Source organism: Methylobacterium sp. Ger2507 (assembly GCF_055231875.1).
On record NZ_JBUYVC010000001.1, the window covers coordinates 3,037,501 to 3,059,040 of the forward strand.

A 21,540-nucleotide genomic window follows, 5' to 3' on the forward strand; every position below is an offset into this window, starting at 1 on the left:
GGCAAGCCGTACATCCGCGCGCTGTCGGCCGAGAGACGGACGATGCCCTCCCTCAGGTCCCATGACCAGAGGCCGGCTCCCGCCGATTCCTGGGCGAGCCGCAGCAGGTTCGAGGTCTCCTCCAGGGCTTTGCGTGCCGTGACGATGTCGTCGATGTCGAGGGCGGTCCCGAGCAGGCCCACCACGACGCCGTCCTCCCGGATCGGCAGAATCACCAGCTTGTGCCAGCGATAGACGCCGTCCTGCCGGCGCAGGCGGCCCTCGACCTCGTAGGGATCGCCCTCCCGCGAGGCCTCGCGAAAAGCCTGCTCCATCCGCTCGGCATCGTCGGGATGGTTGCAGGCCAGGCGGGCCGCGCGCGCCGAACCGATCGGAGCGTAGAAGTTCTCGAAGCGCTGGTTGACGTAGGTGGCCTCCCCGTCCCGGAGGGACACCACCCAGACGATCTGCGGCAGGGAATCGGCAAGCGCCCGGTAACGCGCCTCACCGAGGCGCAGGGCCTGCTCGGCCGCCATCCGCTCGCTGACGTCGCGCGCGGCCGTGATAGTCTCGTGGGGACGCCCGGCCGCGTCGCGCACGAGCCGCGTCTGGGCCTCGATCCAGATCCAGCGCCCATCCCGGTGCCGAAGGCGATGGGTGATGCGCCCGCGCTCGGTCCGGCCGGTCCGGAAGCCCTCGAGAAACCCTAGCGTGGCGGCCCTGTCATCGGGATGGAGCGAGTCATTTAAGGGAAGGCGCAGCATCTCCTCGGGGGTGTAGCCGAGGAGGTCCTGCGACGCGGGGGAGACGTAGGTGCGAACATCCCGGGCAGGGACATCCCGGGCAGGGACATCCAGGCTCGGAGCATCCCCCTCGCTCGACGCGGCGACGCTGCGGCGGACGATCATGTCGGAGACGGAATCCGCCAGCAGCCGGTAGCGCCGCTCGCCGTCCTGAGTCCGGGCCTCGGCCGCGCGATGCTCGGTGACATCGGTGAAGGTGTGGACGATCCCACCATCCGGCAGGGTCACGCCCCGAACCTCGAGGGTCGCACCATTGGGCCGGCGCCAATCGAATCGCAGCGGCGCCCAGGCACCTGCCGCGTCGCGCAGCCGCGGCGGCCCCTCCGGAAAGACCGCCGCGGCGAGGTCGCCCCGTCCGGACAAGACGGCGAGGATCTCGGACAGGGGCGCGGATTCCCGCAGGACGGTGTCCGGCAGCGCGAGGAGCTGCTGCGCCCGGGGATTGAGCAGGCGCACGCAACCCTGGGCATCGAGCATCACCAGCCCCTGGTCCATATTCTCCAGGATGGCGCGCAGGCGCAGATCCTTTTCGCGGAGCTGGGCCTCGGACGTGACGAGGTCGGTGACGTCGAGGATGAGGCCGTAGAGCGCCACCTGCCCGCCGGCCAAGGCCCGTTCGGCGACGCCCTGGACGATGGCGTGGCACAGGCTTCCGTCCGGTCGGACGATCCGCGCCCGTCCCTGGTAGGTCGCGCTGTCGGGTCCCGCCTCGTCCAGGGCCGCATCGATGCGCGCGGCCACCGCCGCACGGTCGTCCGGATGATAGTAGCCGAGGTGGCGCTCCAGGGGGATCTCGCCACCGGGCGGCATCGGACGTCCGAAGACGCCGCAGACGCCCTCGGACCAGGAAACCATGCGGGTCTTCGGATGGATGCGCCAATACCCGATATGGGCGACGGATTCGGTCATCCGTTGAGCGCTGACCACGAGCTTGAGATCGGCGGCCTTCGCGGCCAGCAGCGTTTCGGCCCGGTGGCGCTCGGCCCGCTCGGCCTCGCTCGCGCGCTGGGCAGCGGTGAGACGCAGGTGAGCCTCGACGATCGTCCCGAGGTCGCGCAGGCGTGACGCGCTGACCGCATCGAAATCGTCGCGCGGGACGGTGTCAATCACGCAGAGCGTGCCCAGCGGCAGGCCATCCGACAGGACCAGCGAAACGCCGGCGTAGAAGCGGGCATGGGGCGTCCCGGTGACGAGGGGGCTGACCGCGAATTCGGCATCGGCCAGGAGGTCGGGAAGCACCAGCACCGCCCCCGGCTCTCCCAGGATGGTGCGGTCGCAGAAGGCGCCAGCGCGCGGTAGGGGTCCGCTCTCAGCGATGCCGCAGCGGGCCTTCAGGGTGTAGGTCTCGCTGCCCGCCAGGTTCACGAGGGCGATGGGCACGCCGAACAGGGCGCAGGCCATGCGGCAGACGGCATCGAGATGCGCCTCCGGCGGGCTCTCCAGCAGCCCCAGATCGTTCAGGATCGCCAGACGCTGCGTCTCGACGGGGGCGCTCGGCACGTCACTTCCCTCTCGCCGACCCGCGGCCCGCGGCACATCCGCGTGTCTCCCGAATGCCTGCAGAAGCCGGTGTCGATGACAGGCTCCCGCAGCGGCATGATTGCCGTCGGTGACCTGCGGGAGCCCCCTACAGAGTCGCCGACGTCCGATCATGCGGCAGCAGCCTTTAACGTTCGTTTATACGGGCGCGCCCGGATTGGCAGTGGGCACGGGCCCGATCCGCCTCTCGCCAGGATCGCTCCGGGGCCGGATCAGGCCGGCAGTTGCAGCCGGGCGCTCAAGCCTCCGAGATCAGAGCGTCCGAGTTGGAGCCCTCCGCCGTAGAGTTCCGCGAGTTCAGTGGTGATCGACAGACCGAAGCCATGGCCCGGAACGCTCTCGTCGAGGCGCCCACCGGGCCGGATCGCCCGCGCGGCGGCGGCGGCATCCAGTCCGGGGCCGTCATCCTCCACCGTCAGGGTGACGCCGGCCTCGGCGGGCCGTCCGGCGATGCGGACCCGGCCGCGGCTCCACTGGCAGGCATTGTCGATGAGGTTGCCCAGCATCTCGTCGATGTCCTGGGGGTCGCAGGCCGCCGCAAGCCCCTCCGGAAGATCGAGATCGATGACCAGCGTCTTCTCGGCATAGAGCCGGCCGAAGGTGGTGCGCAGGTCGGACAGGGGGCCGGCGAGATCGGTCCTGGCGCGGGTCGCGCCGCCGAGGGCGGCGGTGCGCGCGCGCCGCAGATGATGGCGCACCTGCCGGTCCATGGCCGCAACGAGAGCCGCCAGACCGCCATCCGGGTCGCGCGTTCGGTCGGACAGGGCGAGAGTGAGGGTGGCCAGCGGCGTCTTCAGGCCATGGGCGAGATTCGCCACATGGGTGCGCGCCCGTTCGAGGTTGGCGGCGTTCTGGTCGAGCAGAGCATTCACCTCCGTCACCAGGGGACGGATCTCGGCGGGCTGCTGGCCGGGAATGCGGGGGCGCCGGCCGGCCCGGACCTCGGCGATGTCCCGGCGCAGGCGCTCCAGGGGGCGCAGGCCGAGGCGAACCTGCGCCACGGTGCCGGCTACGAGGCAGAGTCCGAGGATGCCCAGGATGGCGGCGAGGGCACGGCCCGCCTCGCGCAAGGGGCCGTTGAGGGCCTGGGCGGGGGCGGACGCGACGAGAATCACCGGCGGACGGCCCGCCTCAGCCGGCAGCACGCGCGTCCGCAGGATGAGCGCGTCACCCCAGGGACCGGTCGCGTCGCTGGGCTGGGCGCGGTCCGGGTCGGGATCATGTGCCGGCCGATCCGGTACGGGAAGGTCGCGCCCTTCGAGGGAGTCCGCCCGCAGCGTGGTGCGCCCCTGCCGGACCTGCCAGTACCAGCCCGAGCGCGGGCGGTCGAAGGGCGGGCCATCGAGGGTGCGGTCGAGGCGGAGGTGCTCGCCGGGGCCGCGTTCCAAACTCGCCGCGATGGCGACGAGTTGGCTGCCGAGTCGGCTGTCGAGCTGCGCCCGCACGAAGCGGTGCAGGATCACCCCGATCGCCAGGCCGGCGACCACCAGCGCGAGGGTGACGAAGGCCAGGGCGGCCAGCAGCAGCCGGCGCTGGAGGGACCCGAGCTGGAGAAGCCCGGCGGGCTTTGCAGGTGGACCGGGCTTGTCCAGCAGAGCAGGCTTGTCCGGCGCAGCGGGCTTCGTCAGCCCGGCAGGCCGCGGACCCCGCCCCGAGGGTGGCGGCGTCATGCGGGATCGCCCGGCAGCAGCCGATAGCCATGGCCGCGCACGCCCTCGATCCGCGCGGGGGCGATCTTGCGGCGCAGGCGCGTGATGATGACCTCGACCGAGTTTGAATCGACGTCGGCATCGCCGTCATAGACCCGTTCGATGAGCTGGCTGCGCGGCATCACCCCGTCCTTGTGCAGGATCAGACAGGACAGGACCCGCCATTCGAGGCCGGTGAGCCTGAGGGGCAGGCCGTCGCGCTCGAAGGTGCCGAGGCCGGATTCGTAGGAAAGGGGACCGCAGGTGACGCGGGACGCCCCGTGCGCGCTCGCCCGGCGTACCAGAGCCCTCAGACGGATCACCAGTTCCTCGACCCGAAACGGCTTGACCAGGAAGTCGTCGGCACCCGCCTTGAAGCCCGCGACCTTGTCGCTCCAACCGTCCCGGGCCGTGAGGATGAGCACAGGGACGGTGAGCCCCGCGATGCGCCAGGCCTGCAGGACGGAGAGGCCGTCGCGCCTCGGCAGGCCGAGATCGAGCACCACGGCGTCGTAGGTCTCGGTCTCACCGAGATGCTGCGCGTCCTCGCCATTGACGGCGTGGTCCAGGGCGAAGTTCTCGGCCCGGAGCGCCTTGGCGATCTCGGCGGCCAGCGGCGCGTCATCCTCCACCAGCAGGAGTTTCATGGAGTCGGGTCCGGGGATGGAAGGGCGGGAAGCGAGGGCAGGGCAAGCGTGCGGGAGCGGCCTAAGCCGCGTCGTTTAACGGGGGCTGAACCGTCCGGTTCAGATCGGGTTGGAGGCCCCGACCTAGAACGCCGCCAACCCGAGAGGGCCACCGTCGAACCCCAGAAGGACAGGCCACCATGACCGAGACTCTGCAGAGCAGCACACCCGCCAGCCCCACGCCGACCCTCACCCCGGCCCCGAAGCGCTCGCGCCGCGGCCTCGTCGTCGGCGCCATCGCGGCGCCCCTCGCCTTCGGCGCGGTCGGCCTGTCGCTGGCCCAGACCGGCGCCTCGGTGATGACGCCGGTGGCGCCCACCGCGATCTCCGCCCTGAAGGCCTCGGGCTCGATCGCCGCCAAGGGCGACGTCGCCGAGATCTACGGCAACAAGTTCGTGATGCAGGACGGGACCGGCAAGGCACTGGTGGAGATCGGGCGCCAGGGAGAGGGAGGCACCCTCGTGAAGCCGGGCGAGGCCGTCACCGTGCAGGGCCGGTTCGAGAACGGCTTCCTTCACGCCCTGCTCATCACCCGCGCCGATGGCAGCCAAGTCCGCATCGGCCCCGCCGGCGGCCCGCCCGCCGGAGCCCTGGACTGGGCCAAGGACAAGGTCGGCCTCGGGGCAAAGCCCGACGTGCCGGCCCTGACCGCCGGCGTCGCGGCGGCCGGCTACTCCGACATTCGGGTCACCGGCCGGGGGCCGCGTCACCTCGAGGTCGCCGCACGCGGCAGCGATGGGCGCGAGCGCCAGCTCCATGTCGGCTTCGACGGTCAGGTCCGCGAAAAGCGGGTGTTCTGAACGCCCTGTGACACCATTCCCCACCCTTCGATCTCCCCGGACAGGACCTCCATCATGACGAAGACCACAGCCCTTCTCGCCGCCGCCGCGATCCTCGTTGCCGGCGCGGCCGTCGCCCAGCCGGCCCCGCCGCCCGGTGGTCCGCGCGCCGGACCGGAGGCCGGTGCGCCTCCGGGCGGCCCTCGTCGCGGACCCGATGCGCCGCCGCCGCCAAAGGCCGCGCATTTCCGCTTGGAACGGGGCGAAACCGCCGTCGATGTCAAATGTGCCGACGACGAGCCCATGAGGGCCTGTGCCGATCTCACCCTGCAGATGCTCGACCGCCTGGCCGCACTACCGAAGCCGGACCCTTCGAAGCCCGAAGGTCCCAAGCCGGAGACTGCCAAGCCGGAAACTGCCAAGCCTGAGACTGCCAAGCCTGAGACTGCCAAGCCTGAGACTGCCAAGCCTGAGGCCCGCTGATCCCCGCACCCCAGGACCGGTGCGGCGGTTCCCGAAGCCGCCGCATCTCGGCCTGCCTGCATCCCGGTTTGCCCCCAATCTCAAGGAAGCACCATCAGCCCATGTCCCCATCACGCAGCACGCACGGAACCATCTGGGCCCTGTTCGGCCATCGCCTCGCACTCGAGTGCCCCGAAGGCCGCGTCCTCGTGGATCTCGGCCCGGAGGGCGCCGAGGCGCTCGCCCGCGCAGCGGTGACCCTGAAGCCGGGCGATGCCATCGCGGCAACCGGCGAGCAAAAACCCTCGGAGATCAAGGCCAGCGCCATCACGGCTCCGGACGGCACGCGGCACCGCATCCCCCGGTCTCGTCCCGAGGACGGAGATGCGGGGAAGGCCGATCCGGCGCTCGCTCTCGCGGCGTTGCGGCAGGCGGGCTATCAGGTCGACGGGGAGGCCCGGCGCAAGCCGAAGCATTTCGAAATCCATGCTCGGAAGGACGGCGGGCATTTCGAGGCGCACGTCACCTTCGCGGGGGTGATCCGCAAGACCAAGACGATATCCAACGGCGCCACCGTAATGGACTGATCGCCTGCCATAGGGCGGGGCGGGAGCGGGACCAGCAGCCTGGAAGCGATACCGCGTTGCAACATGAATCTTTCGCCGATCCGTTTCGGCGTGATAGATTGGCAATCGTTATTGCTGATACGGAGTTCTCTGCATGTCCAACCTGTCCCGTCTCGCCGGCATCCTCGGTGCCGCCGCCCTCGCGCTTCCCCTGGCCATCCCGGCTTCGGCCAAGGAAGCCAGCGCCGCGAAGGTGATCACGATGGTCGACACCGACAACGACGGCACCATCGATCTCAAGGAAGCCCAGGCCGTGGCCGGCGCGCTGTTCGACAAGCTGGAATCCGACAAGGACGGCACTCTGGATACCAAGGAGCTCAAGGGCCGGGTCAGCAAGAAGGCCCTGAAGGCCGCCGATCCGGATTCGGACGGTACCCTGGACAAGGCCGAGTACCTCGCCCTCGTGGAGGCCCGCTTCAAGGCCGCCGATCCGGACAACGACGGCACCCTCGACGCCAAGGAGTTGAAGACCCCCGCCGGCAAGGCCCTGGTCTCGCTGCTCAAGTAAGTCCGACCGGTGCCGAAGGCACCGGACTCCGACGCTTCCGTTCGACGGCCCGGCGCTCCACGCGCCGGGCCGTTCGCGTTTCAGGAATCGGGGAGGCTCAAGCGTCGCGCCGCGGTGAGGATTGACCGGAGGCGTTTGTTCAGAACATTCCAGGCTGGCATGCCATTCGCACATGCTATCCCCGTTCTCACATCTCATTCGCGAATGGCCGCGGCGTCGAAACGAAGGCCGGTACATGGAATTTTTCGCCCAGCAGTTCATCAACGGCCTGACGCTCGGGTCGATCTACGGGCTGATCGCGCTCGGCTACACCATGGTCTTCGGCATCATCGGCATGGTGAACTTCGCCCACGGCGACGTCTTCATGCTGTCATCCTTCATCGCGCTGATCTTCTTCCTGATCCTGACCACCTGGCTCGGACTCACATCGGTCGCCCTGGTGTTCCTCATCGTGCTGGTCCTGGCGATGATCCTGACCGCGCTCTGGGGCTGGGCCATCGAGCGGGTAGCCTACCGTCCCTTGCGCGGCTCGTTCCGCCTCGCACCGCTGATCTCGGCCATCGGCGTCTCGATCTTCCTGTCGAACTTCGTCCAGGTGGTGCAGGGCGCCCGCAACAAGCCGGTTCCACCCCTCGTCCGCGACGTGATCGTGCTCTACCAGAACGAGCAATACACCGTGACCCTGTCCTACAAGCAGGCGATCATCATGACGACGACGGCGCTCCTGCTCGCCGGCTTCTGGTACCTCGTCCAGCGTACCTCGTTCGGCCGGGCCCAGCGCGCCTGTGAGCAGGACCGGCGCATGGCGGCCTTGCTCGGCATCAACGTCGACCGGACCATCTCGCTGACCTTCGTGTTGGGCGCCGCCCTCGCCGCCGTCGCCGGAACCCTCTACCTCCTCTATTACGGTGTGGTCTCGTTCTCGGACGGGTTCGTGCCCGGCGTGAAAGCCTTCACGGCGGCGGTGCTCGGCGGTATCGGCTCGCTTCCCGGTGCCGTCCTCGGCGGGCTGATCATCGGGCTGATCGAGACCTTCTGGTCGGCCTATTTCTCCATCGAGTACAAGGACGTGGCCGCGTTCCTCATCCTCATCGTGGTGCTCATCTTCAAACCATCCGGCATCCTCGGACGCCCCGAAGTCGAGAAGGTCTGAACCATGGCCACAGGATCGACCATCGGCGCGGTGGCCCCCACCGTCGCCCGGCCCTCCGGCGCGGCGCTCCCTGAGATGCTCAAGGATTCGGCCCTCTTCGCCCTGGTGACGCTCGGGTTGAGCATTCCCGTGGTGGCCTACCGCACCGATCTCGGGCAGGGCACCGGCCTCGAACTCACCGGCCGCTGGGGCGTCGTCGCGGGCTTGTGTCTCGCCGTGTTCGTGCTGCGCCTCGGCCAGCGCCTGCTGCTCGGCGAGGTCGCGCGCCGGCGGGAAGTCCACCGTCTCGCGACCCTCGATGCGGCGCCGGTCGCGAGGCGGGCCGGCCGCGTGCTCGGTCCGGTGACGCTCGCCGTCGCGCTGACCCTGCCGCTGCTCGCCGCCCTGGGTTCGGGCGGCCTGTCGGAGGGGCGCTACTGGATCGATCTCGGCATTCTCATCCTCACCTACGTCATGCTCGGATGGGGCCTGAACATCGTCGTCGGCCTCGCCGGGCTGCTCGACCTCGGCTACGTCGCCTTCTACGCCGTGGGCGCCTATTCCTACGCGCTGCTCTCCACGGTGTTCGGGCTCTCGTTCTGGATCTGCCTGCCGCTGGCCGGCCTGTTCGCCGCCGCCTTCGGTGTGCTCCTCGGCTTCCCGGTGCTGCGCCTGCGCGGCGACTACCTCGCCATTGTGACGCTCGCCTTCGGCGAGATTATCCGCCTCGTGCTCATCAACTGGGTCGACTTCTCCGGCGGCGCCGCCGGCCTGTCCTCGATCCCCCGCGCCAGCTTCTTCGGCATCCCGTTCACGGCCGGGGAGGGCGGGTTCGCCCAGACCTTCGGGCTGAGCTTCAGTCCGATGCACCGGATCGTCTTCCTCTACTACCTGATCCTCGCCCTGGCGCTGATCACCAACCTGGTGACGCTCCGCATGCGCCGCCTGCCGCTGGGCCGCGCCTGGGAGGCCCTGCGCGAGGATGAGATCGCTTGCCGCTCGCTCGGCATCGACACCACCATGACCAAGCTCACCGCCTTTGCGCTCGGCGCCATGTTCGCGGGCTTCGCCGGCTCGTTCTTCGCCGTGCGCCAGGGCTTCGTCAGCCCCGAGAGCTTCAACTTCCTCGAGAGCGCGATCATCCTGGCAATCGTGGTGCTGGGCGGCATGGGCAGCCAGATCGGCGTCGCCATCGCCGCCGTCGTGATGGTCGGCGCGCCGGAACTGCTGCGTAATCTCACCTTCCTCAAGGCGGTATTCGGCGAGGGCTTCGACCCGAACGAGTACCGCCTGCTGCTGTTCGGCCTCGCCATGGTCTGCATGATGGTCTGGCGCCCGCGCGGGTTGATTTCCGAGCGCTCGCCCTCGGTCCGCCTGGGAGGGCGCACCGCATGAGCCTCGCCACCGGCACCACCCGCCTCGCCACGCTGCAGGACGCGCCGCCGGCCGCGATTTCCGGCGGCCCGGCCGACCCGATCCTGGTGGTCGACCACCTCACCATGCGGTTCGGCGGCCTCACCGCCGTGGGCGACCTGTCGTTCAAGGTCGGGCGCGGCGACATCACCGCGCTGATCGGTCCGAACGGCGCCGGCAAGACCACGGTCTTCAACTGCATCACCGGCTTCTACAAGCCAACCGAGGGCATGATCCGCTTGTCGCAGGCGGGCGGCGAGACCTATCTGCTGGAGCGCCTGCCGGGCCACGACGTCAACCGCCTCGCCCGGGTCGCCCGCACCTTCCAGAACATCCGGCTGTTCCCGCAGATGACCGTGCTGGAGAACCTGCTGGTGGCCATGCACAAGCCGCTGATGCGGGCCTCCGGCTTCTCGCTCGCGGGCATCCTCGGCCTGCCGGGCTATCGCCGCGCGCAGGATGAGGCCATCGCGAAGGCCGCCGGCTGGATCGAACGCATCGGCCTGACCCACCGGGCCGACGAGCCGGCGGGCGACCTGCCCTATGGCGACCAGCGCCGCCTGGAGATCGCCCGCGCCATGTGCACCGACCCGGTGCTGCTCTGCCTCGACGAGCCGGCGGCCGGCCTCAACCCGCGGGAATCGGCCGATCTCAACACCCTGCTGCGGATGATCCGCGACGAGTACGACACCTCGGTCCTGCTGATCGAGCACGACATGTCGGTGGTGATGCAGATCTCCGACCGCATCGTGGTGCTCGACTACGGCATCAAGATCGCGGACGGCACGCCGGACGAGATCCGCAACGACACCCGGGTGATCGCGGCCTATCTCGGCGTCGACGACGAGGAGGTGGCGGCGGTGGAAGCGGAAGTCGGTCTGGCGGGAACAACGGCATGAGCGTCGCGGGCATCAACGTGCTGGTGGACGAGACCCGCGCCCGGACGGGGAAGACCGACGGGGAGGGCGCGAAAGCGCCGCTGCTCAGCGTGCGCGGCGTCTCGGCCTATTACGGCAGCATCCGCGCCCTGAAGGGCGTCGACATCGACGTGCACGAGGGTGAAATCGTCGCCCTGATCGGGGCCAACGGGGCCGGCAAGTCGACCCTGATGATGACCATCTTCGGCCAGCCCCAGGCGCGCGAAGGCTCCATCACCTTCGCGGGCCAGGACATCACGAAGCTGCCGACCCACGAGATCGCCCGGCTCAACCTGGCCCAATCTCCCGAAGGTCGGCGCATCTTCTCCCGCATGACGGTGCGCGAGAACCTGCAGATGGGCGCGGCCGTCAACGGCGGCAAGCACTTCGCCGAGGATCTCGAGCGCATGTGCACCCTGTTCCCGCGCCTGCGGGAGCGCATCGATCAGCGCGGCGGCACCATGTCGGGGGGCGAGCAGCAGATGCTCGCCATCGCCCGTGCCCTGATGAGCCGGCCGCGCCTGCTCATGCTCGATGAGCCCTCGCTCGGATTGGCGCCCCTGGTGGTCAAGCAGATCTTCTCCGCCGTGCGCGACCTCAACGCCCGCGAGGGCCTGACCGTGTTCATCGTCGAGCAGAACGCCTATCATGCCCTCAAGCTCGCGCATCGCGGCTACGTCATGGTCACGGGGGCGGTCACGATGAGCGGCACCGGTCAGGCGCTCCTCGACGACCCGCAGGTGAAGGCCGCCTACCTCGAGGGGGGATCGCATTGAGCATGGCCGATGGTTTCAGCCTCGATCTGCGTACCCTGGGCATCTTCCTCCTGATTACCGTGGCGATGGGGGGCGGTGCCGCCTGGATGACGGGCAGCGGACTCGCCCGCGGCTGGCGCCCGTTCTGGCACTGCGCCCTGGCCCTGCTGCTGATCGCGGCGGTGACGCGGTTCCTGCACTACGCGCTGTTCGAGGACCCGCTGCTGTCGCTTCCGGCCTATCTGGTCGACGCGGTGGTTGTCCTGGCCATCGGGGCCGTGGCCTATCGCTACACCCGCACCGGACAGATGACCCGGCAATATGCCTGGCTCTACGAGCGCACCGGACCGCTGAGCTGGCGGGACCGGACGAGCGCGCCGACGCCGTGACGGCGCGGCGCGAGACCACACCGCGTTTTGGCGACCGTACCGGCGAAGCGAACGCCCGGTCCGGCGCCTGAAGAGGGGAAACGAGCATGAAGTCACTGTTTTCAGCCGGTGTCGCCCTCAGCCTGATGCTGGCGGCCACCGCCGCTCAGGCCGAGATCAAGATCGGCGTCGTGGTTCCCGTCACCGGCCCGAACGCCGCCTTCGGTGCGCAGATCAAGACCGGGGCCCAGCAGGCCATCGCCGACATCAACAAGGCCGGCGGCGTCAACGGCGAGAAGCTGGTGATGACGGTGGGCGACGACGCCTCCGACCCGAAGCAAGGCGTGTCGGTCGCCAACAAGTTCGCCTCCGAGGGCGTGAAGGCCGTGGTCGGCGCCTTCAACTCGGGCGTCTCCATCCCGGTCTCGGACGTGCTGCAGGAAGCCGGCATCGTCGAGGTCAGCCCGGCCTCCACGGCGATCAAGTATACCGAGCGCGGCAACTGGAATACTTTCCGCACCTGCGGTCGCGACGACCAGCAGGGCGCGGTGGCGGGCGCCTACCTCGCCGACAAGTTCAAGGGCAAGAAGATCGCCTTCGTCCACGACAAGACCCCCTACGGCAAGGGCTTGGCCGACGAGACCCTGAAGGCCCTCAAGGCCAAGGGTGGCACCAACGTGCTCTATGAGGGAATCAACCCGGGCGAGAAGGATTTCTCGGCTCTGGTCTCCAAACTCAAGCAAGCCAATGTCGACGTGGTCTATTTCGGTGGCCTCTACACCGAGGCGGGCTTGCTGATCCGCCAGATGCGCGACCAGAGCCTCAACGCACCGCTGATGGGGGGTGACGGCATCGCCGACCGCGAGTTCGCCCAGGTGGCGGGCCCGGGCTCCGACGGCACCCTGATGACCTTCTCGCCGGATGCCCGCAAGAATCCGAAGTCCAAGGCCACGGTCGACGCCTTCAAGGCGATCAACTTCGATCCCGAAGGCTACACGCTCTACTCCTACGCCGCCATGCAGATCCTGACTGACGCGATGAAGGCGACGAAGTCGACCGACGGCCAGAAGGTCGCCGCCTACATGCACGAGGGCAAGCCCTTCAGCACGGTGATCGGCGACATCTCGTACGACAAGAAGGGCGACATCACCCGGCCGGACTACGTGATGTACATGTGGAAGAAGGGCGCCGACGGCTCCATCAACTACGCCGGCAACGAACAGCCGTAGGCCGGGACGCACCGACGGGGAGGCCGGGGGGAACGCATCCCCCGGCCTCTCCTATTTTCAGGGCTGACCATCGACACCACGCTTCCCCCGCGACCACGCGCGCACCCAATCCGCCGGGAACGGCGCCCACAGCCGGCCGGTTGGCTGAGAACGATCGCGAAGCGCCGGACAAGGCGCCGAGCCCTCATCAGTGGGAGCAGACATGTCGAACAAGCATCTGAAGACCGATGTCCCAAGCGATGCCGATTTGAAGGGCAGTCCAGGCATCGGCGCATCGAAGGGCATGACGGGGCGCGACCCGGAGGACATCGCGGCGGATTCGACCTTCGAAGGCGATGTCGACAACGAGACCACGCCCGAGGGCGGGATCGACCCAAGCCATCGGCCGCGCAAGAACGCCTGACCACAAACCCGCTGCCGGATCTTCGATCGCGGCCCCCGCCGCGATCTCTCCGATGCGTGGTCGCGTCATCCCGCTACCGCATGGCAGATGCGCCGGAACCGGGCAGCGGCAGGATTCACGAATCCGTGTTCCTCAGGTACCCCAAGCTGTGCCTTATCCGCGGCACGCTGCTTGAGGAGCCTGGATGACCAAAGACGTGCAGCACGATCGCCCCGACTCGCCGCTCGCATCTGTCTCTGACGAGATTTTCCCGCAAACCCTCTCCCGAAAGCCGGACACGCCCGCCGACGACATCGCTTCCAATCCGGTCGCGTGTGAACCGCCCTCCACCTTCGACAGCGACAGCTTCGAGGGCTTCGGCTCCTTCGGTTGAGCCACGGCGTCCCGTTGCGAGCACGCGATGCGCGGTGGCTGCGGGACGCCTCCGACCGGGCGAGGGGCACCTCGCATCCGGATCGTCCCAAAGGATTCGGCGGTTTCCAGGCCTGTGGTGCCCCGTGTCAGCCCCGATCCCGCCACGTTCCCGCGCACAGTGCGCCCATCGCACCACCCGGGAATGCCGATGTCGTTTCTCTCAAATCTTCCAATTGCAGACCTGATCGCGAGCTACGGCTACATTGCGATCTTCGTCGTCATCGCTTTGGAAAGCGCTGGCGTGCCGTTGCCGGGCGAGACCATCCTGATTTCTTCGGCCGTCTATGCCGGCAGCACCGGCCACCTGCAGATCGGCCTGATCATCCTGGCCGCCGCGGCCGCCGCGATCCTTGGCGACAACCTCGGCTACTGGGTCGGTCGACGCTGGGGCATGCCGCTCCTGCTCCGCTACGGTCACCTCATCGCCCTCGATCACGGGCGGCTGAAGCTTGGCCAGTATCTCTTTCGCGAGCATGGCGGAAAGATCGTGTTCTTCGGCCGCTTCACCGCGATGCTGCGGGCCTACGCGGCCGTGCTGGCCGGGGTGAACAAGCTCGACGCCCGCCGCTTCCTGGTCTTCAACGGTCTCGGCGGCATCGCCTGGGCGACGATCATGGGGCTGGGATCGTATTATTGTGGCCGTTCGATCGAGCATATCGCCGGTCCCGTGGGCCTTAGCCTGCTCGCCGTGGTGATCTTCGGCGGCCTCGCCCTCTGGCTGTTCGTGCGCAAACACGAAACGCGCCTGCTCGCAGAGGCGGAGAGCGCGATTCCGGGCCCACTCACCTGATCGACGCGAGCTCGCGCACCTTTGAAACCAACTTCGCCGGCTCTCGGGGCTGGCGAGGTTCGTCGTTCAAAGGACGAGCGCGAGACGCGTGACAGAGAGAAAAGGGTTCACGAAAATACCGCAACGGTGGCGCACGCGATGGGCGCTTCGGACCAACTGTTGCGAGTATGCAGGGCCAGATCTCACGATCGGCTCAACCGCTATAGCTGCCTCGTCAAGAGTACAGCCAAGTCTTGAAGAAAGATTGGCTCCCCGAGCAGGACTCGAACCTGCGACAAAGCGATTAACAGTCGCTTGCTCTACCAACTGAGCTATCGGGGACCGCGATCGGGGGTCTACACAGCGCTTCGCCGGGACGCAAGGGTGTCCGGACCGGTGATTTGACGATTCCGTCACATTTTTTGGCCGGTGCCCCGGGGCGCTGCCTGAAATTCCCGCGCCTCACCCCGCGATCTCGCCCGCGACTTGGCCCGCGATTTGGGTAAGGGGCCGCATCGGATTGGAGGCGGTGGATCGCAGCACCGGGTCGGAGCGGTTTGGGCCGAGTCGCGAAAGCGACCGCCTCCTAATTTGCGGAGATCGTCCAAAGGCCGTTGCCCTCACGCGGGGGGCTCTGCTAGAGACGCCTCTCCCCGAGCCGGCCGCCCGGACGGGGGTCGCCAAACGGGTCCTTCGGGGCCGTGCGACAGAGGCCTCGTGGCGGAGTGGTTACGCAGAGGACTGCAAATCCTTGCACGGGGGTTCGATTCCCTCCGAGGCCTCCAAAGTCGATTTCCCCCTTCATAAGACCTTCGCGATCACACCCGGATCCGGACCGCCCTCCCACGTGGGAAAGCCGAGCCCAGGCTCATAAGCGAAGGGTTCTTCCGCGAAGGGTTCTCGCAAGAGAGGCTCTTCGGGCGTCCCCGGAGACGGAATGACGCCGGCGAAGCCGGATCGCACCGTCTCGGATCGTCGGACGGGCAGGGGCGTCGAGAACCTTGCGTTTTGCCAATCGATCCCCGACAACCCGCAAGCTTCGGCGTGGCCGCTCGGGCCGCCCGGAGGGATAGACCGGCGTCCGGCGTCGGCTCAGCGTCGAGGAAGACAGCTACCATGCTCGATTACGCGCAGGCGCGACGCCTCATGGTCGATTGTCAGTTGCGGACCTTCGACGTGAACGATGTCCCGGTTCTCGACGCATTCGAGGAGATCGCCCGCGAGCGCTTCGTACCGCCCGGGCGCGAGGATTTCGCCTATATCGACCAGACCCTGCGGCTTGGCCCCTCGGGTCGGGCGATGCCGGCGCCGATGCTGCTGGCCCGGATGGTCCAGGCCCTGGCGATCCAGCCCGGCGAGACGGCGCTCGACGTGGCCACCGGCTACGGCTACGCCGCCGCGATCCTGGCACAGATCGGAGCCGAGGTGGTGGCCCTCGAATCCGATGCGGACCTTCTGGCCGGAGCCCGCGAGCGTCTGGCGGGCCAGGGCAGCATCACACTGGTCGAAGGCCCCCTCGACGCGGGGGCGCCGCAGTCCGCCCCCTACGACGCCATCCTGGTCAACGGCCGGGTGGAAACCCGCCCGCAGGCCCTGCTCGACCAATTGAAGGATGGCGGTCGCCTGGTCTGCGTGATGGGGCAAGACCGGGCCGCCAAGGCGACTCTGTTCGTCCGCACCGGAGAGGCCTTCGGTGCGCGTCCGCTCTTCGATGCCGCCCTGCCAGCCCTCGGTGCTTTCGCGGCCGAGGCCGATTTCGCGTTTTAATCCGCGCCTGACGAACAGCCGCAACGCCTCGCTTTCCTGACGCCTGCCAAAATCCCTCTTGTTGTGCGCAAAATCAGCATCAACCTTGAGTTGTGTCGCTTTTTTACGGCACCGCACATGGATTCGTGCGGCGGACTGGAACCACCCGGTGCTCTGCCGGCCAAGGTCGGCTACTCTCCGCGCTGAGGCGGGCAATCCGGATTCGCGCTGTGGCGCGGTGGCCATCTCGTATGGTCGTCCGGTTCATCTAGAAACCGCAAGGGTCGACGAGCGTGAGAGATTCGAAACCTGCGATGCGCACGAGGCTTCGGCCGATCGGCTTCGCCGTGCTGGCCCTCGCCGTAGCGAGCCCGGCCGGTGCCGAAACGCTGGAGAGCGCCCTGTCGCGGGCCTACGCAGCCAATCCCACTCTGAATTCGGGCCGCGCCGGCGTGCGCGCGACCGACGAGACCGTGGCGCAGGCCAAGTCCGGCTATCGTCCCACCGTCAGCCTCGATGCCGATATCGGCCTTTCTCAGACCCAGGGCCGAACATCTGGTTTCCAGCTCAACCAGGTCACGCGGCCGGGCGGCGCGGGCCTCACGGTGAACCAGACCCTCTTCAACGGCTTTCGCACCGACAACCAGACCCGTCAGGCGGAATCGGACGTACTCCGCGTCCGGGAGGCGTTGCGCGCCACCGAGATGAACACCCTGTTCAATGCCGCCCAGTCGTACATGTTCGTTCTGAGCGATACGGCGAACCTCGAACTGCGCCGCAACAACGTCGAGGTGCTCGAGGAGCAGCTGCGTCAGACGCGCGACCGCTTCAACGTCGGCGAAGTCACCCGCACCGACGTCGCCCAGGCCGAGGCACGCCTGGCTGGCGCACGCTCCGAGGTCAGCGGCGCCGAGGCCACCCTGCGTGCCAGCATCGGCAATTACCGCCGTTATATCGGCGTCGAGCCGCGCCAGCTCGCGCCCGGTCGGCCGCTGGACCGCTTCGTCCCGTCAAGCCTCGATACCGCGCTGAACATCGGCCTGAAGGAGCATCCGCAGATCCTCTCGGCACTGCATCTCGTCGATGTGTCCGAGGCTCAGGTAAAGGTTCTCGAAGGCGCGCTGTATCCCACCGCCGGCCTTCAGGGCTCGGTGCAGCAGCGTTACGACAACCAGTTCCCGGGCGACAACGCGGTCAGCGCCTCGATCGTCGGTCGCCTGTCCATCCCCCTCTACGAGGGCGGCCAGACCTACTCGCAGATTCGCCAGGCCAAGGAGACCGTGGGCCAGCGCCGGCTCGACGCCGAGGACACGCGCGATCAGGTCCGTTCGGCGATCGTCACCGCCTGGGGCCGGCTCGAAGCCGCCAAGGCGCAGGTCATCGCCTCTCAGGCGCAGGTGCAGGCCAACGAAGTGGCGCTGAACGGCGTGCGTGAGGAGGCCCGCGTCGGCCAGCGCACCACCCTCGACGTCCTCAACGCGCAACAGGAACTATTGAATGCCCGCACCAACCTCATCATCGCCCAGCGCGATCGGGTGATCTTCTCCTACGGCGTGGTCCAGGCCGTCGGCCGCCTGACGGTGCGCTACACCGCGCTGCCCGTCGCGGTGTACAGCCCGAAGGAACACTTCGATCAGGTCAAGGACCTCTGGTACGGCGTGCGCACGCCCGACGGCCGCTGACCTCCGAAAAAGCCGGTCGCGAGCGCAGCAGCCCGCCGGAGCGGATCGGCTGCTGCGCATATCTGGATCCGATGCGGGCTTATCCCGCGTCGCGCGGCGGCCAGCGCTTGTTTCGGAACGGGAGCGTGAAATACTCGCCCCCGTCATCAACCGTCCATCCCAGATCCCGAGCGTCGTCCGGATGAGTGCAGCGAGCCCCAAGGTGTTGGACAAGACGCAGGAACCCTCCATGGAGGAGATCCTGGCCTCGATCCGTCGCATCATCGCCGACGATCAGAATGCCAAGGCCGAGGTGAGCCCGCCGCAACCCTCCGTGCTCGAGCCCGAGAACGACGACGTGCTGGACCTCGCCGAGGTGGCAAAGCCGGTGCGCCGGCCGGCCCCCATTGAGGAGCCCGAGATCGCGTTCCGCAAGGAGCCGATCGAGGACGGGCAGATCGATTTCGATGCAATCTCCTTCGATGACGACGAGCCGGACCCCGAGCCTCTTCCGCCGATCCGTGCCGCCGCACCCGTCGAGCCGCCGCGCCCCGCGCCGCAGCCCGCCGTCCGCGAGCCCGATCCGGAGCCCGTCCCGACGCCGACAGAACGGCTGACCTCGGCCGTTACCGACGCCAGCGTCGCGCAGGCCTTTCATATGCTCTCGCAAACCGTGATGAGCAGTCAGGCCCGAACCTTCGAGGATCTGGTGCAGGATATGCTCCGACCGATGCTGAAGGGCTGGCTCGACGAGAACCTGCCCGGCATGGTCGAACGGCTGGTCCGGGCCGAGATCGAGCGCGTGGCCAGAGGCCGCTGAGGACCGCCCCGGTCGAATGACCGGACTCGCGAGTTGACGCAGGGGCCGTGACGGGTTGAAAGCGGGCCAACCTCCGCTTTCTCCGACACGTGAACCGCCCCCGCCATGATGGACAAGACCTTCGACCCCGCTGCCGTCGAGGCGCGCATCGCCGCCGCCTGGGAAACCGGCGGTGCCTTCAAGGCCGGGCGACCCGAGCGGGCCGGGGCGAAGCCCTTCACCATGGTGATCCCGCCGCCGAACGTCACCGGCAGCCTCCATATGGGGCACGCCCTCAACAACACGCTCCAGGACATCCTCTGCCGCTTCGAGCGGATGCGAGGGCGTGACGTGCTCTGGCAGCCGGGCACCGACCATGCCGGCATCGCCACCCAGATGGTGGTGGAGCGTCGTCTGGCAGAGGCACAGGAGCCGGGCCGGCGCGAGATCGGCCGGGCCGCCTTCGTCGAGAAGGTCTGGGCCTGGAAGGCGGAATCGGGCGGGGCGATCGTCAACCAGTTGAAGCGCCTCGGCGCCTCCTGCGACTGGTCGCGCGAGCGCTTCACCATGGGCCTCTCGGGCGCGCCCGACGACCAGATGGTCCGCGCCGTCACCCGCACCTTCGTCGACCTGCACGCGCAGGGGCTGATCTACCGCGACAAGCGCCTCGTGAACTGGGATCCGAAATTCCAGACCGCAATCTCAGACCTCGAAGTGCTCCAGATCGAGGTGAAGGGCCATCTCTGGCACTTCGACTACCCGGTCGTCGACGCGGCCGGCGCCGAGACGGGGGAGGTCATCACGGTCGCCACCACGCGGCCCGAAACGATGCTGGGCGACACCGCCGTCGCGGTTCATCCGGATGACGAGCGCTACACCCACCTCGTCGGCAAGCGGGTTCGCCTGCCGCTGGTCGGACGGCTGATCCCGATCATCGCCGACACCTATTCCGACCCCGAGAAGGGGACCGGTGCGGTCAAGATCACGCCGGCGCACGACTTCAATGATTTCGAGGTCGGCCGCCGAGCCGGCTGCACGCCGATCAACATTCTGGATTCGGAAGCTCGCATAAGTCTTGACGGTAACGCGGCTTTCCTAGCCGATGCGAACCCGGAGCCGGAAGCCCTCGCCCTGCATGGCCTCGATCGGTTCGAGGCCCGCAAGCGGGTCGTCGCCCTGATGGAGACACGCGAGCGCCTGCGGCTGATCGAGCCCAACACCCATGCGGTGCCGCACGGCGACCGCTCGAACGTGGTCATCGAGCCCTACCTCACGGACCAGTGGTACGTGAACGTGAAGCCTCTGGCCGAGCGCGCCCTGCAGGCGGTGCGCGACGGGAAAACCCGTTTCGTGCCCGAGAACTACGAGAAGACCTTCTTCCAGTGGCTTGAGAACATCGAGCCCTGGTGCATCTCGCGCCAGCTCTGGTGGGGCCACCAGATTCCGGTCTGGTACGACGAGGCTGGCGGCATCTACGTCGCGGCGAGCGAAGCGGAGGCGCAAGCACAGGCGGACGCGAAGCGCGGGGCGCCGGTGGCCCTGCGTCGTGATGAGGACGTCCTCGACACCTGGTTCTCCTCCGCCCTGTGGCCGTTCTCGACGCTGGGCTGGCCGGACGAGACGCCGGAACTCGCGCGCTACTACCCGACTGACACGCTGGTGACCGGCAAGGACATCATCTTCTTCTGGGTCGCCCGGATGATGATGCTCGGCCTGCACGTGACCGATCGGGTGCCGTTCTCGACGGTCTACCTCCACACGCTGGTGCGCGACGCCTCCGGCGCCAAGATGTCGAAGTCGAAGGGCAACGTGGTCGACCCACTCGGCCTGATCGACCAGTACGGCGCCGATGCCCTGCGTTTCACGCTCGCGGCGATGGCCGCGCAGGGGCGGGACATCAAGCTCGCAGTCAACCGGGTCGAGGGCTACCGCAACTTCGCGACCAAGCTCTGGAACGCCTCACGCTTCGCCGAGATGAACGGCTGCGTACTGCGCCCCGATTACCGGCCCGAGGACGCCGCCGAGACCCTGAACCGCTGGGCGCTCGGCGAAGCCGCGCGGGCGGTCGCCGAAGTGACGGCGGCCCTCGAGGCCTACCGCTTCAACGATGCGGCGGCGGCGGCCTACCGGTTCGTCTGGAACATCTTCTGCGACTGGTATCTGGAACTGGCCAAGCCCGTCCTCCAGGGGGAGGGCGTCGCGGCGGCAGCGAAGGCCGAGACGCAGGCGACGGTGGCGTTCCTGATCGACCAGATCGCCAAGCTGCTGCATCCGTTCATGCCGTTCCTCACCGAGGAACTCTGGGCCATCAAGGGCGAGGGCATCGCGGATCGCGGCCTCCTCGCCCTGACGCCCTGGCCCGACCTCGCCGCGCTGAACGATTCGGATTCGGAAGCCGAGATCGGCTGGCTGGTCGATCTCGTTTCCGAGATCCGCTCGGCACGTTCGGAGACCAACGTACCGGCGGCGGCCCAGATTCCCCTCGTGGTGGTGGGAGCCGACGAGGCCTTGCGGGCCCGCGCCACACGCTGGGGCGACACTCTGGTGCGTCTTGCACGACTCTCCGAGATCCGCTTCGCGGAGGCAGCGCCGAAAAACTCCGTGCAGTTGCTGGTGCGCGGCTCGGTGGCGGCCCTGCCTCTCGAGGGCATCGTCGATCTCGGTGCCGAGGTCGCGCGCCTGAACAAGGAGGCGGCGAAAGCCACCGCCGAGATCGCCAAGATCGAGGGCAAGCTCGGCAATGCCGACTTCCTCGCCCGTGCGCCCGATGAGGTGGTGGACGAGCAGCGCGAGCGCCGGGACGGGGAGGCCGCCCGCCTGGAGAAGATCACGGAGGCGCTGACGCGTCTCGCCGGTTGAGGGCG

General features: G+C 68.2%; 20 protein-coding genes and 2 tRNA genes (1 of these 22 only partly in view). 18 read left to right on the forward strand and 4 right to left on the reverse strand.

What is annotated here, in order from left to right; genetic code table 11:
- The 3 genes from ACV7NL_RS14070 to ACV7NL_RS14080 all read right to left on the reverse strand — a co-directional run.
- A protein-coding gene (locus ACV7NL_RS14070) for an EAL domain-containing protein (protein ID WP_463355979.1) crosses the window boundary here: on the reverse strand, positions 1 to 2,282 show its 5' portion. The gene continues 1,585 nt to the left of window position 1, outside the view; 2,282 of the gene's 3,867 nt are visible here — the first part of the coding sequence; its start codon is at positions 2,280 to 2,282; its stop codon lies off the left edge, out of view.
- A gap of 251 nt (positions 2,283 to 2,533) precedes the next feature.
- The gene (locus tag ACV7NL_RS14075; RefSeq protein ID WP_463355980.1) at positions 2,534 to 3,991 is read right to left on the reverse strand and encodes a sensor histidine kinase; all 1,458 of its coding nucleotides are present in this window, start codon (positions 3,989 to 3,991) and stop codon (positions 2,534 to 2,536) included.
- A complete protein-coding gene (locus ACV7NL_RS14080) occupies positions 3,988 to 4,656 on the reverse strand; it encodes a response regulator (protein ID WP_056184377.1) in 669 nt (222 codons plus the stop codon). The genes ACV7NL_RS14075 and ACV7NL_RS14080 overlap by 4 nt, the downstream gene beginning before the upstream one ends.
- A gap of 179 nt (positions 4,657 to 4,835) precedes the next feature.
- Here ACV7NL_RS14080 and ACV7NL_RS14085 point away from each other — a divergent pair, with 179 nt between their 5' ends.
- The 13 genes from ACV7NL_RS14085 to ACV7NL_RS14145 all read left to right on the forward strand — a co-directional run bounded on the left by ACV7NL_RS14085 (position 4,836) and on the right by ACV7NL_RS14145 (position 14,491).
- Positions 4,836 to 5,495, forward strand: coding sequence for a DNA-binding protein (locus ACV7NL_RS14085; RefSeq protein ID WP_463355981.1), 660 nt, complete (start codon positions 4,836 to 4,838; stop codon positions 5,493 to 5,495).
- Positions 5,496 to 5,549: 54 nt separating this feature from the next.
- Complete coding sequence (locus ACV7NL_RS14090; RefSeq protein WP_463355982.1) at positions 5,550 to 5,957, forward strand: hypothetical protein; 408 nt, start codon at positions 5,550 to 5,552, stop codon at positions 5,955 to 5,957.
- 101 nt (positions 5,958 to 6,058) lie between these two features.
- Positions 6,059 to 6,523: a hypothetical protein gene (locus ACV7NL_RS14095; RefSeq protein WP_463355983.1), complete on the forward strand. Its 465-nt coding sequence runs from the start codon at positions 6,059 to 6,061 to the stop codon at positions 6,521 to 6,523.
- A gap of 133 nt (positions 6,524 to 6,656) precedes the next feature.
- The gene (locus tag ACV7NL_RS14100; RefSeq protein ID WP_247636734.1) at positions 6,657 to 7,070 is read left to right on the forward strand and encodes an EF-hand domain-containing protein; all 414 of its coding nucleotides are present in this window, start codon (positions 6,657 to 6,659) and stop codon (positions 7,068 to 7,070) included.
- A gap of 235 nt (positions 7,071 to 7,305) precedes the next feature.
- The gene (locus tag ACV7NL_RS14105) at positions 7,306 to 8,223 is read left to right on the forward strand and encodes a branched-chain amino acid ABC transporter permease (protein WP_056481199.1); all 918 of its coding nucleotides are present in this window, start codon (positions 7,306 to 7,308) and stop codon (positions 8,221 to 8,223) included.
- A 3-nt stretch (positions 8,224 to 8,226) separates the two neighbouring features.
- The gene (gene livM / locus ACV7NL_RS14110; RefSeq protein WP_463355984.1) at positions 8,227 to 9,597 is read left to right on the forward strand and encodes a high-affinity branched-chain amino acid ABC transporter permease LivM; all 1,371 of its coding nucleotides are present in this window, start codon (positions 8,227 to 8,229) and stop codon (positions 9,595 to 9,597) included.
- A 104-nt stretch (positions 9,598 to 9,701) separates the two neighbouring features.
- On the forward strand, positions 9,702 to 10,514 hold the full coding sequence (locus ACV7NL_RS14115) for an ABC transporter ATP-binding protein (protein WP_056184496.1): 813 nt from the start codon (positions 9,702 to 9,704) through the stop codon (positions 10,512 to 10,514).
- Positions 10,511 to 11,308, forward strand: a complete 798-nt coding sequence (locus ACV7NL_RS14120; RefSeq protein WP_463355985.1) for an ABC transporter ATP-binding protein — start codon at positions 10,511 to 10,513, stop codon at positions 11,306 to 11,308. The genes ACV7NL_RS14115 and ACV7NL_RS14120 overlap by 4 nt, the downstream gene beginning before the upstream one ends.
- Before the next feature lie 2 nt (positions 11,309 to 11,310).
- Positions 11,311 to 11,676 carry a DUF6867 family protein gene (locus ACV7NL_RS14125; protein WP_056184393.1) on the forward strand — a complete coding sequence of 122 codons (366 nt, stop codon included), beginning with the start codon at positions 11,311 to 11,313 and terminating at the stop codon, positions 11,674 to 11,676.
- An 86-nt stretch (positions 11,677 to 11,762) separates the two neighbouring features.
- On the forward strand, positions 11,763 to 12,884 hold the full coding sequence (locus ACV7NL_RS14130) for a branched-chain amino acid ABC transporter substrate-binding protein (RefSeq protein ID WP_463355986.1): 1,122 nt from the start codon (positions 11,763 to 11,765) through the stop codon (positions 12,882 to 12,884).
- Positions 12,885 to 13,086: 202 nt separating this feature from the next.
- On the forward strand, positions 13,087 to 13,287 hold the full coding sequence (locus ACV7NL_RS14135; RefSeq protein WP_463355987.1) for a hypothetical protein: 201 nt from the start codon (positions 13,087 to 13,089) through the stop codon (positions 13,285 to 13,287).
- A gap of 184 nt (positions 13,288 to 13,471) precedes the next feature.
- The gene (locus tag ACV7NL_RS14140) at positions 13,472 to 13,660 is read left to right on the forward strand and encodes a hypothetical protein (protein WP_056184399.1); all 189 of its coding nucleotides are present in this window, start codon (positions 13,472 to 13,474) and stop codon (positions 13,658 to 13,660) included.
- A gap of 189 nt (positions 13,661 to 13,849) precedes the next feature.
- Complete coding sequence (locus ACV7NL_RS14145) at positions 13,850 to 14,491, forward strand: DedA family protein (protein WP_056481245.1); 642 nt, start codon at positions 13,850 to 13,852, stop codon at positions 14,489 to 14,491.
- A gap of 245 nt (positions 14,492 to 14,736) precedes the next feature.
- On the opposite strand, the gene ACV7NL_RS14150 is transcribed toward ACV7NL_RS14145, so the two are convergent.
- A tRNA-Asn gene (locus ACV7NL_RS14150) sits at positions 14,737 to 14,812 on the reverse strand.
- Between the two features lie 369 nt (positions 14,813 to 15,181).
- Here ACV7NL_RS14150 and ACV7NL_RS14155 point away from each other — a divergent pair.
- The 5 genes from ACV7NL_RS14155 (at position 15,182) to ACV7NL_RS14175 (ending at position 21,535) form a co-directional block, all read left to right on the forward strand.
- A tRNA-Cys gene (locus ACV7NL_RS14155) sits at positions 15,182 to 15,255 on the forward strand.
- 331 nt (positions 15,256 to 15,586) lie between these two features.
- On the forward strand, positions 15,587 to 16,237 hold the full coding sequence (locus ACV7NL_RS14160) for a protein-L-isoaspartate O-methyltransferase family protein (RefSeq protein WP_463355988.1): 651 nt from the start codon (positions 15,587 to 15,589) through the stop codon (positions 16,235 to 16,237).
- A 293-nt stretch (positions 16,238 to 16,530) separates the two neighbouring features.
- Complete coding sequence (locus ACV7NL_RS14165) at positions 16,531 to 17,898, forward strand: TolC family outer membrane protein (RefSeq protein ID WP_463355989.1); 1,368 nt, start codon at positions 16,531 to 16,533, stop codon at positions 17,896 to 17,898.
- A 181-nt stretch (positions 17,899 to 18,079) separates the two neighbouring features.
- The gene (locus ACV7NL_RS14170; protein ID WP_463355990.1) at positions 18,080 to 18,697 is read left to right on the forward strand and encodes a PopZ family protein; all 618 of its coding nucleotides are present in this window, start codon (positions 18,080 to 18,082) and stop codon (positions 18,695 to 18,697) included.
- Between the two features lie 105 nt (positions 18,698 to 18,802).
- On the forward strand, positions 18,803 to 21,535 hold the full coding sequence (locus tag ACV7NL_RS14175) for a valine--tRNA ligase (protein ID WP_463355991.1): 2,733 nt from the start codon (positions 18,803 to 18,805) through the stop codon (positions 21,533 to 21,535).
- Positions 21,536 to 21,540: the final 5 nt, after the last annotated feature.